Raw genomic sequence first — 14,275 nt, 5'->3', positions numbered from 1 at the left:
CGTATTCGGTGACGTAGCGTAACGGTGGGGCACTGGCGTGGCTTTCGGGCGTGAGTGGCCGTGAGGGTCGAAGAGGGCAGGGAGGCACACCGCATGAGCGCGCTGCAGAAGCTGAAGGCGTACTTCGGCATGGTCCCGGCCGACAGTGACGGCTATGACGGGTACGACAGCTACGACGGCGACTACCGGCGTGACTCCCGTGACACCCGTGACTTCGCCGACTACGCCGACGCCGACGACGAGTACGAGACCTACGAGGAGCCTGCCGCACCGCCGGTGCGCACCCGCTCCCGGGGTCGGTACCGGGCGATGGACGAGTTCGACGACGACGAGCCGCGCCCGCGTGGCCGCGTGCCCGCCGCCACCCCGGCGGTGCAGGGCGCGCTCGCGGTGGACCGGCCGGACCCGGTGGCCAGGCTGCGGCCGGTGCCGGAGCAGTCGCGGCTGCCCAGCCGTGACCCGCTCAGCCGGATCACCACCCTGCACCCGACCAGCTACGCGGAGGCCAGGGCGATCGGCGAGCACTACCGCGACGGCATCCCGGTGATCATCAACCTGACCGAGATGGACAACGCCGACGCCAAGCGGCTGGTGGACTTCTCGGCCGGGCTGGCGTTCGCCCTGCGCGGCTCGATGGACAAGGTCACCAACAAGGTGTTCTTGCTCTCACCGCCGGACGTCGACGTGACCGCCGAAGACCGCCGCCGCATCGCCGAAGGCGGGCTCTTCCTCCGCAACTGACGCGTTCCGCGACCAGGGGCACCAGCCACGCGCCGGTGCCCCTGATCGGCGTTTCCGCCCTGTTGTACGGTGTTGTCCGCCACGCCGGTCCGCCCCAGGTCAGCCCGCTGTCCGCACGCCGGGGCACGGGTGTGGCAGAGTGGAGACGTGCAAGCGGTCTGGATCGTCCTCTACTACGTGCTGTTCGCTTTTTGGCTCCTGCTCACAGCACGGGTCGTGGTCGAACTCGTGCGCGCCTTCGCGCGCGAGTGGCGCCCCGCCGGAGGGGTTGCGGTGACGCTGGAGACCATCTACACAGTTACGGACCCGCCGGTCCGATTGGTCCGGCGGATCATCCCGATGGTGCGGATTGGCGGCGTCGGACTGGACTTATCGATTATGGTGCTGCTGTTGGTTGTGTTCATACTGATGCAACTGGCGTATCCAGGGTGATCGGGGACCCTGGTGACCTGCAGGCCATGGAGTGCGTGAGGTGATCTGATGTCGTTGACCCCCGCTGACGTGCACAACGTCGCGTTCAGCAAGCCGCCCATAGGCAAACGGGGCTACAACGAGGACGAGGTGGACGCGTTCCTCGACCTGGTGGAGACCGAACTCGCCCGGCTCATCGAGGACAATAACGAGCTTCGCCAGCAGGTGGAGCAACTCGATGCCGAGCTGGAATCGACCCGTGGCGAGCTGGAGACCGCGCGGTCCGCCGGCCCGGTGGGCAGCGTGCCCCCGCCCGCCCCGGTGCGCGAGGAACCCCGGCGGCTGGCCCCGGTCCCGCCGCCCAGTGCGATGGAGCAGACCCAGGCCCACGGCATGGGCCCGGACAACGGCGAGCCCAACGTGCAGGCGGCCAAGGTGCTCGGCCTGGCGCAGGAGATGGCCGACCGGCTGACCGCCGAGGCGAAGACCGAGTCCGACGGCATGCTGGCCGAGGCCAGGACCAAGTCGGAGCAGCTGCTCTCGGACGCGCGGGCGAAGTCGGACTCGATGGTCAACGAAGCACGCACGCGTGCCGAGACCATGCTGAACGACGCTCGCACCAGGGCGGAGACCCTGGAGCGGCAGGCGCGCGACAAGGCGACCACGATGGAACGCGAGTCGCAGCGCAAGTACACCGAGACGATGAACAGCCTGAACTCCGAGAAGAACACGCTGAACAAGCGGATCGAAGAGCTGCGGACCATCGAGCGGGAGTACCGCACGAGGCTGCGCGGGTTCCTCGAGTCGCAGCTGCGTGAGCTGGACGACCGCGGCTCGGCCGCCCCCGCTTCGCCGGGCGCGAACCAGTCGGCGAGCGGGTCCAGCAGCGGACAGGGCTACTCGTTCGGCCCACGGGCCGAGGCCGGCTGAGGCCACACGATCGAGTGAACCGGCGGCCCCGTCCCTCCTGCCGGAGGGTCGGGGCCGTTTCGGCGTGCCGTCCGTGTTGTAATTCACCGTGCTCTACGTCGTCCTGGTGCTGGTGCTGATTGCTGCGGGTCTGGTTGTCGCGGGTCTGATCACCGCGAACACGTTGTGGGCCTGGATCTCGGTGGGCGTGTCCGTGTTGGCCGGGATCGTGATGCTGGCCGAATGGCTGCGGCGCCGGAAACGGGCAGCCGCCGAGCCCGAGACGGCCGCGGCTGCGGCTTCGACCTCGGCGTCCGCGGACGAAGCCGCTGATGCCGACAAGGCCGATCCAGCCGACTCCGCCGTCGAGGGCGAGGTCACCGGCGAACTCCCGGTCGAGGACGAGAAGGAGCCCGCGACCGCACTCATCCCCGCTGAGGGTGATTTGGCGGAGTCTTCCGCCGACAAGGACGAGGACACGGCCGGTGCCGCCGAGCCCGATGAACCCGCCGCAGAATCCGGCGACCCGGGCGAAGAAGACACCGACGCCGCCGATCTGCTGGTGGTCTCGGGGCTGGACGTGGAAGTACTGGTGGTGGACGAGTACCCGCGCTACCACCTCGCGGCGTGCACCTGGCTGGTCGACCGGGACACCATCCCGATCGCCGTCGCGGAGGCGCGGGACCTGGGCTTCACCCCCTGCGACCGCTGCCGCCCCGACGCCCACCTCGCCGCCACCCACCGGGACAGCCGCAAGAAGGCCAACAAGTAGTAGGCGGGTAACGGCCTCCTTCCCGCTACCCCCGGATTCGCGCCCACGCCACTCGCACTACCTCGCGCCCCCGGCTGCTCGCGCTACCTCGCGCTCCGGGTTGCTCGCCCTGCCTCCCGCGCCCGGCTGCTCGCGCTGCCTCGCCTCACCTGGCGTGCTGTCACGCGCCCCACCTCCCGCGCCTCGCCCTGCCTCGCGCACCGGCCGCCGCGCTACGTCGCGCCCCCGGCTGCTCGCGCTGCCTCGAGCCTCCGGGGTGCTCGCGCTGTCTCGCGCCACCGGTCGCGCTGTCTCGCGCCACCTGGCGTGCTGTCTCGCGCCCCACCGCCCGCGCTTTTGCCCTGTCTCGCGCCCCGGCTGCTCGCGCCGCCTCGCGCCCACGCTGTCTCGTGCCCGCGCTGCCACGGATCGAGCCTGGCTGCGCTCTCGTTCGTGCCCGCCGGGCTCGCGCTACCCACTCACCTCGCTGGGATTTGTTCGAGCCACGCCTCCGCGGCCCGGTGCCGACCGGCTCGTGGCTGGTGGTCAGGTGGTCGAGCGCAGGGCGGTCAGGTGTGTGGTCAGCGACGTCAGCAGGAGGCGTTGCTCGTCGTCCGTGGGCGTGTCGGTGGGGGTGTGGCCGGCCAATAGCTCGGTGATGGGTTCGGCCAGGGAAGCGTGCCGGGGGCCTGGTAGGGCGATGGCGACGGCGGTGGTTTGCAGGCCCCGCAGGGCTTCGGCGGTTTGTTCCAGTGATTCCTGTTGTGGCCCAGTGGGTTCCGCGCTGCCCGGCTCGGCGGCGAGCAGGTCCTGCTGCGAACGCGCCGCCTGCCGGAACAGGGAAGCCAGCTCCCGTGGATCGGCGTCACCGCGCAGGGTGTCGGCCAGGCGGGACAGCAGCGCCCGCGTGTCGGCGACCGCTGTCGCCAGGCGTTCCGGCGCGCCTGGTTTGCGCACCCCCGGCACTGCGGCGAAACCGAACAGCAAGCCGATCATCACCGCCAGCAGGATCAGCAGCAGGTACTCCACCAGCACCGGCGCCGGATCCAGGTGCCGGTTCGCCGCGTTCACGCCGACGCTCATCAGCACCACGCACCCGTTGAACAGCACCGGCCTGCTGGCCATCACCGGCACGCCGGCGAGCATCGCGACCAGGCCGACCGGCAGCAGCGCCGACGGCGGCAGCCACCAGAGCACCAGCGCCAGCACCACCGCCCCACCAGCCGAACCGGCGACCCGCTGCCACGCCTTGCGAAGGCTGTCCCGCCACTCCGGCTGCATGACGGCAAAAGTGGCCATCAGGAACGAAAGCGTCAGCGGATCGCCCGGCCGCAGCCGGGCCACCGCCAGCGCCACGAACAAGCCCAGCGCGCACCGGACGGCGTGCCGCAGCTGCGCCGACTTCCACGACAACGCACCGCGCAGCTCGTCCGCCAGCACCCGGCGAGCCAAACCGCGTGGAATCTCCACAGTGGACTCGCCGCGGTGGGTGGCCGCGCGGTGGATCTCGCTGAGCGCTTCCCGCATCCTCGAATGCCACTCGTCGGCGGGGCCAGTCAAAGATGGCGCCGCAACCCCACTGTCCGAAGTGGACCGGGAACGCACCAGCGAAGCGAGCTTGTCCGCCTCGGTGGCGGCCTCCTCGGTAACCACCCCGCGTTCTTCGAGCACCCGGCGCGCCGCGCGGTACCGCAGGGTCTGGGCGAGCACCCGCGCGGTCCACCGCCGCGGCTGGTCGCCGAGCCACAACCGGGTGGCCTGCTCAGCGCTGCCGCCACCCGCCAACAACTCGGCGAGGGCCTCGCGGACCGGCTTGCCGGGGTCCCGCAACCCGGCCAGCAACCGCAGCACCACCACCACGCCGACGGCCAGCGCGGGCGCGCCGAGCACCTGGGCCGCGCTCGCCGCGCCGGTCAGCTGGAACCCGTACCCGAACACCGACGCCATGCCGAGCCCGAGCCCCACCGTCACGTACCGGCGGCCCAGCGCGGGCAGCAAGCCCGCCACGAAGACCACCGCGGTGAGCAGCGCGATCGCGGCCCAGTCCGACACCTCGCCGAGCAGCCGGGGCACCCCTGCGCCGAACACCAGCGCGGGCGCGAACCCGGCGAGCAGCCGCAGGTCCGCCCGCAGCGGTCCGCCGAAGGCCGCCATCAGGCAGAACAACGCGGTCAGCGCGGCGAGCACGGTCGCCGGGCCGAGCCCGGCCAGCGCGCCCAGCCCGGCCACCCCGCCAGCGACCACCACAACGAGCACGGGAAGTGCCAGCCCCTTCATGCTCAGCGACCCTAGCCCCGGAAAACCGACCTCCCCGGAATCCGCTTGCCCCGGCGCGTTAACCTGGAAGAACACAGGCGCTGATCCGGCCATCACCGGGGAGCCTCCGGAAGAACGGGCCACCGGCCTCAGTAGAACCGGACGGGTACGGCCCGTGACAGCCGTCGAACGAGCGGCCCGCGCTTCGCGTGCGGGCAAGCGGGGTGGTACCGCGGAACGCGGCCGTGACCGGCCGGGCTTCGTCCCCGTGACCCGGGACCACTGGACACCGCGAGGAGCGCTCGATGTACCCCAAGGCCGAGGCTGGTGAACCGACCGGCCAGGTGCCGTCCCAGCCGTCGTTCCCGGCGCTGGAGAAGGACGTGCTGGCCTACTGGGAGGCCGACCGGACCTTCCAGGCCACCGTGGACGCCCGCGACCCCGGCGTGAACGGCGCCAACGAGTACGTCTTCTACGACGGCCCGCCGTTCGCCAACGGCCTGCCGCACTACGGGCACCTGCTCACCGGGTACGTCAAGGACATCGTGCCGCGCTTCGAGACCATGCGCGGCAAGCACGTGGAGCGCCGCTTCGGCTGGGACACCCACGGCCTGCCCGCCGAGCTCGAAGCCGAGCGGCAGCTCGGCATCACCGACAAGTCGCAGATCGACGAGATGGGCATCGCCGCGTTCAACGACGCGTGCCGCGAGTCCGTGCTGCGTTACACCGGCGAGTGGCGCGAGTACGTCACCCGGCAGGCGCGCTGGGTCGACTTCGAAAACGACTACAAGACGCTCGACGCCACCTTCATGGAGTCGGTGATCTGGGCGTTCAAGCAGCTGTGGGACAAGGGCCTGATCTACGAGGGCTACCGCGTGCTGCCGTACTGCTGGCGCGACGAGACCCCGCTGTCCAACCACGAGCTGCGGATGGACGACGACGTCTACGCCAGCCGCCAGGACCCGGCGGTCACCGTCGGCTTCCGGCTCGAGGGCAACGGCAACGACCTCGACGGCGCGCACCTGCTGATCTGGACCACCACGCCGTGGACGCTGCCGTCGAACCTGGCGACCGCGGTGCACCCCGAGGTCACCTACGTGCAGGTCGCTTCCGGCGACCGGCGGTTCGTGCTGGCCGAGGCGCGCGTCGCCGCGTACGCCAAGGAACTCGGCGAGGAGCCCGAGGTGCTGGCGCGGTACACCGGCACCGAGCTGCTCGGCACCCGCTACGCGCCGCCGTTCCCGTACTTCCTCGGCCAGGAGAACGCGCACCGCGTGCTGTCCGCCGACTACGTGACCACCGACGACGGCACCGGCGTGGTGCACATCGCGCCCGCCTACGGTGAAGAGGACAAGGTGGTCACCGACGCGGCCGGGATCACCCCGGTCACCCCGGTGGACTCGAAGGGCCGGTTCACCGCCGAGGTGCCCGACTACGCCGGCCAGCAGGTGTTCGACGCCAACCCGAACATCATCAGGGACCTCAAGAACGGCACGGGCTCGGCCGGGCGGCAGGGCGCGGTGCTGCTGCGCCACGAGACCTACGAGCACCCGTACCCGCACTGCTGGCGCTGCCGGAACCCGCTGATCTACCGCGCGGTGTCCTCGTGGTTCGTCGCGGTCACCGAGTTCAAGGACCGGATGGTCGAGCTGAACCAGCAGATCACCTGGTACCCGGAGCACGTCAAGGACGGCCAGTTCGGCAAGTGGCTGGAGAACGCGCGCGACTGGTCGATCTCGCGCAACCGGTACTGGGGCACGCCGATCCCGGTGTGGATGTCGGACGACCCGAACTACCCGCGCACCGACGTCTACGGCTCGCTCGACGAGCTGGAGCGCGACTTCGGCGTGCGCCCGGCGGACCTGCACCGGCCGCACATCGACGAGCTGACCCGGCCCAACCCGGACGACCCGACCGGGAAGTCCACCATGCGCCGGGTGCCCGAGGTGCTCGACGTGTGGTTCGACTCCGGCTCGATGCCGTACGCCCAGGTGCACTACCCGTTCGAGAACGCGGACTGGTTCGAGCACCACTACCCGGGTGACTTCATCGTGGAGTACATCGGGCAGACCCGCGGCTGGTTCTACACGCTGCACGTGCTGGCCACCGCGTTGTTCGACCGGCCTGCCTTCCGCACCTGCGTGTCGCACGGCATCGTGCTCGGCTCCGACGGGCAGAAGATGTCGAAGTCGCTGCGGAACTACCCGGACGTCAACGAGGTGTTCGACCGGGACGGGTCCGACGCGATGCGCTGGTACCTGATGGCCAGCCCGATCCTGCGCGGCGGCAACCTCGTGGTCACCGACAAGGGCATCCGCGACGCGGTGCGCCAGGCGGTGCTCCCGCTGTGGAACTCGTACTACTTCCTCGCGTTGTACGCCAACGCCGAGGGCACCGAGGGCAAGTGGCGCACCGACTCGCAGCACGTGCTCGACCGGTACGTGCTGGCGAAGACCCACGAGCTGGTCACCGACGTCGAGGCGGCGCTGGAGGTCAGCGACATCGCCGGTGCCTGCGCCACCGTCCGCGAGTTCCTCGAGGTGCTGACGAACTGGTACGTGCGCCGCTCGCGCGACCGGTTCTGGGCCGGTGAGCAGGACGCGGTGGACACGCTGCACACCGTGCTGGAGGTGACCTGCCGGGTGCTGGCGCCGCTGCTGCCGCTGACCACGGAGTCGGTGTGGCGCGGGCTGACCGGCGGCCGTTCGGTGCACCTGGCCGACTGGCCGGGCACCACCGAGCTGCCCGCGGACGCCGCGCTGGTCACCGCGATGGACCGGGTGCGGCAGGTGTGCTCGTCGGCGTTGTCGCTGCGCAAGGCGAACAAGCTGCGCGTGCGGTTGCCGCTGGCGAAGCTGCTGGTGGCCGCCGAGGACGTGGACGCGCTGCGCCAGTTCACCGACATCATCCGCGACGAGGTGAACGTCAAGTCGGTCGAGCTGACCGGCGACGTGGCCGCGCACGGCGCCTTCGAGGTGGCGGTGAACGCGCGGGCCGCCGGGCCGCGGCTGGGCAAGGACGTGCAGCGGGTGATCAAGGCGGTCAAGGCGGGCGAGTGGTCCACATCGGAGGGTGGCGCGCTGGTGGCGGCCGGGATCGAGCTGCTGGAGACCGAGTACGACCGCAAGCTGGTGGCCAAGGACGAGGGCGCGGCGGCCGAGCTGCCGGGCGGGTCCGGGCTGGTGCTGCTCGACACCGAGGTGACCGAGGAGCTGGCGGCCGAGGGCGTGGCGCGCGACCTGGTGCGCGTGGTGCAGCAGGCGCGGCGTGACGCCGGGCTCGAGGTGGCCGACCGGATCGCGTTGACCGTGGACGCGCCGGTCGAGGTGACCGAGGCGGCGCGGGCGCACGAGGAGTTCGTCGCGGGGGAGACCCTGGCGACCTCGGTGGCCTACGACGCGGTGGCCGACGGCTCCACCGGCACCGTTGGCGACGGGGTCAAGGTGACCGTGGCGGTGCGCAAGAACTAGCGGGAGGCCCGTGAGCGGCGGCGGGGGATTGGCGGGGACCGGGGACCACCGCCGCTCACGGGCCAAGCTTCACCGCCGGTAAGTTGTTGATCACAACAAATCCTGCCTGGTCCATGACACCTCTTTCCCGGTGGTCTGGACAAGCGGCCATTCGGGCTAACGAGCCGGGGTGAGGTGGGACGCCGGCCGCGAAGCGCTGGGTGCCGCGCGCTCGCCGAGGCGGGGAGCTGGTTCGGGCTGAACGCCGACTTCGACCTTCCCGGCATCGCCACCGGTTATCGCGGGGATCGCCGCGAGTTTGCGCCACTGTCGCATGTGGACTCCGCGGACGTGGAGCCGATATTCACCAAAAGCGACGGTGATGTGTCGAAAATCCACCTTTTGCACCGAGCGCACCACGAGAACGCGCGTTCACTATTCTGAATGCGCGATCAGGTGACGAGGGGAGGCGGTGGATGGACCAGCTCCCGGTCATTCTCGGGGCGGGCGCGGCCGTGCTGCTCGTTTCCGTGCTCGCGGTGCGCGTTTCGATCCGGCTCGGCCTGCCCTCGCTGCTGCTCTACCTCGGCATCGGGGTGTTCATCGGGGAAGCCGGGCTCGGCCTGGAGTTCGAGAACGCCACGCTCACCCAGTCGCTCGGCCTCGCCGCGCTGGTGATGATCCTCACCGAAGGCGGCCTGACCACCCGTTGGCAGACCGTCAAACCGGCGCTGTGGCCCGGAATCGCACTGTCCACTGTGGGCGTTGGGGTGAGCATCGCGATCACCGGCGCCGCCCTGCACCTGCTGCTCGGCCTGGACTGGCGGATGGCGCTGCTGTGGGGCGCGGTGCTCGCCTCGACCGACGCCGCCGCGGTGTTCTCCGTGCTCCGCTCGGCGGGCATCGGCAAGCGGCTGGTCGGCACGCTGGAGATCGAATCCGGTATCAACGACGCGCCCGCCTACATCGCGGTCGTCGTGCTGGCCACCGGGACCACAGTGGACTGGACACTGCCGTTGCTGGTGGTCTACGAGCTGGGCGCGGGCCTGCTGATCGGGTTGCTGCTCGGCTGGGCCGGCGCGCTGGCGCTGCGCAAGGCGGCACTGCCCGCCACCGGCCTGTACCCGGTGGCCACCGTCGCGGTCTGCGTGGTCGCGTACTCCGGCGGTCAGCTGGCGCACGCTTCGGGCCTGCTCGCCACCTACGTCGCCGGTGTGGTGCTCGGCAATTCCCGGCTGCCGCACCGGTCCGACACGCTGTCCTTCGCCGAAGGGCTCGGCTGGCTGGCGCAGATCGGCCTGTTCGTGCTGCTCGGGTTGTTCGCCTCGCCGGGCAGGCTGCTGGAGAGCCTGGTGCAGGGGCTGGTCGCCGGGGCGGTGGTGCTGCTGCTCGCGCGACCCGCGTCGGTGCTGGTCTCCGCGCTGCCGTTCAAGCTGCCGTGGCGCGAACAGGTGTTCCTGTCCTGGGCGGGGCTGCGCGGGGCGGTGCCGATCGTGCTCGCGATGATCCCGCTCGCCGAGGGCGTGCCGGGCGCGCAGGAGCTGGTCGACGCGGTGTTCGTGCTGGTCATCGTGCTGACGCTGCTGCAGGGCGCGACGCTGACCCCGCTGGGGCGCCTGCTCGGGTTGTCCGATTCGACCGAGGCCAAGGAGATCCAGGTCGACGCCGCGCCGCTGGACGAACTCGGTGCCGAACTGCTCCAGGTGCGCATCCAGCGCGGCTCGCGGCTGCACGGGGTGTACCTGTCCGAGCTGCGGCTCCCGGCGGGTGCGTCGGTGAGCCTGGTGGTGCGCGACGGCAAGTCGTTCACCCCGCAGAGCACCAGTCGCCTCCAGGAGCTGGACCAGCTGCTCGTGGTCACCACCGAGGGGGCGCGGGCGGTGGCCGAGCGGCGCCTGCGGGCCATCGACCGGGCGGGCAGGCTGGCCCGCTGGCGGGGCGAGTCCGGGCACTGATCCACTGTGACCTAGGTCACCTGACAAGGATTTGTCTGACTTCGTGTATTCCTAACTGCCGCCGAATGGCTTACGTTTCGCTCGCATTGACTAACCCGAATGGTGGACAGCGAGCGTAGGGAGCACGGCGCGTGGTCAACTCGTCGAACCTTCGTGGACTGGCGGCAGCCGTGGTGCTCACCGGCGGCGTCCTGCTCGCCCCGACCGCGTCCGCCGCGGATGCCTTCCCGGTGTTCACGCTGCCGTTCGCCACCGGGCAGTCGGTCAGCTCGGCGGGCATCCACTCGGACAACGGCAACAGCGGCGTGAAGAACGCGATCGACCTGAGCCCGCGCGACGGCCTGGTGCGCGCGCCGCTCGCCGGGACGGTCCGGCTGCAGCACTGCGACGGCGGCGACTGGGTGACCATCGACCACGCCGGTGGCTGGCGCACCGGCTACTACCACCTGGAGCGGATCGCGGTCACCGACGGGCAGGCCGTCGAACCGGGCGTGGTGCTCGGCGAAACCGGCAACGCGCTGCCGTGCGGCGGCAGCAGTTCGGGTGCCCACGTGCACTTCACCCTGTGGACGCTGCCCGCGGGGGCGGGTGACTGGGACGGCCTCGGCTACCACCAGCTCCAGACGACGGTCGCCGAGGCACACGGCGAACCCGTCGACGGCAAGGAATTCGGCGGCTGGCGGTTCACCGAAGGCGCCGAACAGTACAGCGGCGTCGCGACGCACGTCGCCGATGGCCAGGCGGTCCAGCTCCCCGGCCGGTTCCGGTACGAAGCGGAGTGATCGCCGTCTCACCCACTGGGCGGCCCTGGCGCGGGCGCCGCCCAGTGGGTTAACTTTTCCGGTAGGTCATGAGTGCCAGCGACAAGCCCCGGCTAGCTGGCCGGCAACCCTCCAACCGCGGTGGGGTGCCCCGGGTGAGGACCTGGCTCGTCACGAGGTGTGGCGGGCAAGCGCGGATCCTCCGAGGCGGGGGTCCCCGACCTCGAGGAGGCCTCCCATGACGCTCGCACTCGAACGCCCTTGCCTGGTCCCGGAAGTCGCCGGTGCCGAGTTGTCCGTGCCGCTGGTCAACGGCGGCACGATCGGTTACGCGAACCTCGACCACGCCGCGAGCGCGCCGTGCCTGCAGCGCGTCCGCACCGCCGTCGACGAGTTCCTGCCCTGGTACGCCAGCGTGCACCGAGGCGCCGGTTTCGCCTCCCAGGTGTCCACAAAGGTCTATGAGCGCACCCGGGAAGTGTTGCGGCGCTTCACCGGCGCCCGGTCCACCGACACGGTGATCTTCACCCGCAACACCACCGACTCGTTCAACCTGCTGGCGAAGTGCCTGCCGCGCGAGACCTCGGTGGTGCTGTTCGACACCGAGCACCACGCGGCGCTGCTGCCGTGGCGCGGGCCGCGCGTGCACCGCGTGGAACCGCCGCGCACCAGGCTGGCCGCGGTGTCCGCTGTGGACAGTGCACTGGCCGCCTGCGCGCCGGGACCGCGGCTGGTGGTGCTCACCGGAGCGTCCAATGTGACCGGTGAGCTGCTGCCGGTGGCGGAAATCGCCGCGGTGGCGCGGAAGCACGGCGCGCGGATCGCGCTGGACGCGGCGCAGCTGGCCCCGCACCGGCCGTTCTCCCTGCGTGAGCTGGATGTGGACTACGTGGCGCTGTCGGGGCACAAGCTGTACGCGCCGTTCGGGGCGGGTGCGCTGGTCGGCCGTGCCGACTGGCTGCGTGCCGGGCAGCCGTACCTCGCCGGTGGTGGCGCGACCAAGGCGGTGCAGCGGCACCACGGCACCGAGCTCGGCGTGGTGTGGAACTCCGGGCCGGAGCGCCACGAAGCCGGTTCGCCGAACACGGTCGGCGTGTACGCGCTCGGCGTGGCGTGCGAGGCGCTTTCCGAGAACTGGGACGCCATTCGCGAGCACGAGGACGCGTTGCTGCGCCGGTTGCACCGCGGGCTCTCGTCCGTTCCCGGCTTCGCGGAACTGCGCCTGTTCGACGCCGACGTCGACCGCGTCGGCACGCTCAGCTTCGTCATCGACGGCTTCGAACCCGGCTGGCTCGCCGCGGTGCTTTCCGCCGAATACGGCATCGGTGTGCGCGACGGCGCGTTCTGCGCGCACATCGCGACGCGGCGGCTGATCCGGTTCGCCGGTGGTGCGGGGCAGCAGGCGGTGCGGGTCAGCCTCGGCCTCGGCAGCACGGAGGAACACGTCGACCGGCTGCTGCTCGCGCTGCGGCAGATCGTGGCCAGGGGAGCGCGGTGGGAGTACGGCAAGGTGGACGGCCGCTGGGCGCCCACCCCGGACCCGCGCCCGCTGCCGGAATTCCTTTCCTGAGCCTGGACGCGCGCCGCCGGGCGTGATCTTCTGCGGGGATGAGTGATCCGCTGACCGAACGCGAAGCGACGGCCGAAGCGCTGCGACTGGTGGCGGACGCCGCCGGGCCGTACCTGGCCACGTTGTCCGACCGGCTGGTCCAGGATCCCGCCGGTGCCCCGCTGCTCGACGAACTGGACGGCCCGCTGCCGGAACGCGGCGACGGCACCCTGCCGAGCGTCCGCGAACTGCTGCGGATCGGGACCGGGGCGGCCACCCATTCCTCCGGACCCCGGTTCTTCCACTTCGTCGTCGGCGGTTCGACCCCGGCGGCGCAGGCGGGCGACTGGGTGACCTCGCTGCTCGACCAGGTCGCCGGGCTCTGGCCGGCGTCGCCGTTCGCGGCCAGGGTGGAAACCGTCGTGCTGGGCTGGTTGAAGGACCTGTTCGGGCTGCCCGCGTCCTACGGCGGCGTGCTGACGCCGAGCGCGACGCTGGCGAACCTGACCGGGCTCGCCGCCGCCCGCCACTGGTGGGCCGAACGGCACGGCGTGGACGTCAGCGCCGACGGCATGCTGGGCCTGCCGCGCCTGCCGGTGCTCTCCAGCGGTTACGTGCATCCCAGCAGCCGCAAGGCGTTGCAGATCCTCGGCTGCGGCCGGGACACCGTGCGCGTGTTCGCCCGCGACGACGCCGGCCGGGTGGACCTGGGCGCGATGGAGACGGAACTCGCCGCCGTCGCCGGTCCGGCGGTGCTCATCGCGAACGCCGGTGAGGTCAACGCGGGCGACTTCGATCCCGTCGGCGAGCTGGCCGACCTGGCCGAGGCGTACGGCGCCTGGCTGCACGTCGATGGCGCCTTCGGCTTGTTCGCGGCGGTTTCCCCGAAAACGGCGCATCTCGTACACGGCGTCGAGCGGGCGGATTCGGTCGCGGCCGACGGGCACAAGTGGCTCAACGTGCCGTACGAAAGCGGGTTCGCCTTCCTGCGGGAGCCGCGGCGTCTGGTGCAGGCGTTCGCCATGCCCGACGCGGCATACCTGCCGGTCGGCGACGAAGCCAGGATCAACTACAACTCGCTCGGCCCGGAATCCTCGCGCCGGGCCCGCGCGCTGCCGATCTGGGCGACGCTGCGCGCGTACGGCCGCGAGGGCTACCGCGCCATGGTCGAACGCCACCACGACCTCGCCCGGCTGCTCGGCGAGCTGGTCGACGAGGCACCCGACCTGGAACCACTCGCGCCGCCCGGGCTGAACGTGGTCTGCTTCCGGTACCGCCGCGACGGGCTCGGCGACGAGCGGCTGGACGAGCTGAACCGGCGGCTGGGGGCCGAACTGCTCGAAGACGGCCGGGTCTACGCTGGCACGACCGTGTACCGGGGACGGCTCGCGCTGCGACCGGCGATCGTCAACTGGCGTACCGGGGAGGCGGACATCGAACTGCTCGTCTCGGTGGTGCGGGAGATCGGCGCCCGGCTCACGGCGTAACGGCGT

General features: G+C 71.2%; 10 protein-coding genes and 1 riboswitch. Of the genes, 9 read left to right on the top strand and 1 reads right to left on the bottom strand.

The window, feature by feature from the left end; all coding sequences use genetic code 11:
- Positions 1-93 precede the first annotated feature (93 nt).
- The 4 genes from A4R43_RS16650 to A4R43_RS16635 all read left to right on the top strand — a co-directional run bounded on the left by A4R43_RS16650 (position 94) and on the right by A4R43_RS16635 (position 2,833).
- On the top strand, positions 94-741 hold the full coding sequence (locus tag A4R43_RS16650) for a cell division protein SepF (protein ID WP_113693164.1): 648 nt from the start codon (positions 94-96) through the stop codon (positions 739-741).
- A gap of 147 nt (positions 742-888) precedes the next feature.
- Positions 889-1,173 carry a YggT family protein gene (locus A4R43_RS16645; protein WP_113693163.1) on the top strand — a complete coding sequence of 95 codons (285 nt, stop codon included), beginning with the start codon at positions 889-891 and terminating at the stop codon, positions 1,171-1,173.
- Between the two features lie 48 nt (positions 1,174-1,221).
- The gene (wag31, locus tag A4R43_RS16640; RefSeq protein WP_113693162.1) at positions 1,222-2,082 is read left to right on the top strand and encodes a DivIVA-like cell division protein Wag31; all 861 of its coding nucleotides are present in this window, start codon (positions 1,222-1,224) and stop codon (positions 2,080-2,082) included.
- An 88-nt stretch (positions 2,083-2,170) separates the two neighbouring features.
- Positions 2,171-2,833, top strand: coding sequence for a hypothetical protein (locus A4R43_RS16635; protein WP_113693161.1), 663 nt, complete (start codon positions 2,171-2,173; stop codon positions 2,831-2,833).
- Between the two features lie 525 nt (positions 2,834-3,358).
- Here A4R43_RS16635 and A4R43_RS16630 read toward each other — a convergent pair.
- On the bottom strand, positions 3,359-5,089 hold the full coding sequence (locus A4R43_RS16630; RefSeq protein ID WP_113693160.1) for an FUSC family protein: 1,731 nt from the start codon (positions 5,087-5,089) through the stop codon (positions 3,359-3,361).
- Between the two features lie 284 nt (positions 5,090-5,373).
- Between A4R43_RS16630 and ileS the strand changes: the two genes are divergently transcribed.
- The 5 genes from ileS (at position 5,374) to A4R43_RS16605 (ending at position 14,269) form a co-directional block, all read left to right on the top strand.
- Positions 5,374-8,538 carry an isoleucine--tRNA ligase gene (ileS, locus tag A4R43_RS16625; protein WP_113693159.1) on the top strand — a complete coding sequence of 1,055 codons (3,165 nt, stop codon included), beginning with the start codon at positions 5,374-5,376 and terminating at the stop codon, positions 8,536-8,538.
- 455 nt (positions 8,539-8,993) lie between these two features.
- On the top strand, positions 8,994-10,472 hold the full coding sequence (locus tag A4R43_RS16620; protein WP_113693158.1) for a potassium/proton antiporter: 1,479 nt from the start codon (positions 8,994-8,996) through the stop codon (positions 10,470-10,472).
- Between the two features lie 131 nt (positions 10,473-10,603).
- On the top strand, positions 10,604-11,254 hold the full coding sequence (locus A4R43_RS16615) for a M23 family metallopeptidase (RefSeq protein WP_113693157.1): 651 nt from the start codon (positions 10,604-10,606) through the stop codon (positions 11,252-11,254).
- A gap of 64 nt (positions 11,255-11,318) precedes the next feature.
- Positions 11,319-11,433, top strand: a riboswitch (SAM riboswitch).
- Positions 11,434-11,471: 38 nt separating this feature from the next.
- Complete coding sequence (locus A4R43_RS16610) at positions 11,472-12,803, top strand: aminotransferase class V-fold PLP-dependent enzyme (protein ID WP_113693156.1); 1,332 nt, start codon at positions 11,472-11,474, stop codon at positions 12,801-12,803.
- 38 nt (positions 12,804-12,841) lie between these two features.
- Positions 12,842-14,269: a pyridoxal phosphate-dependent decarboxylase family protein gene (locus A4R43_RS16605; RefSeq protein ID WP_113693155.1), complete on the top strand. Its 1,428-nt coding sequence runs from the start codon at positions 12,842-12,844 to the stop codon at positions 14,267-14,269.
- The last annotated feature ends 6 nt before the right edge of the window (positions 14,270-14,275 follow it).

The sequence above is a fragment of the Amycolatopsis albispora genome, from assembly GCF_003312875.1.
Taxonomy (GTDB): domain Bacteria; phylum Actinomycetota; class Actinomycetes; order Mycobacteriales; family Pseudonocardiaceae; genus Amycolatopsis; species Amycolatopsis albispora.
Note: the sequence above shows the minus strand (reverse complement) of the source record. Positions and strands in the feature narration are given on the sequence as shown.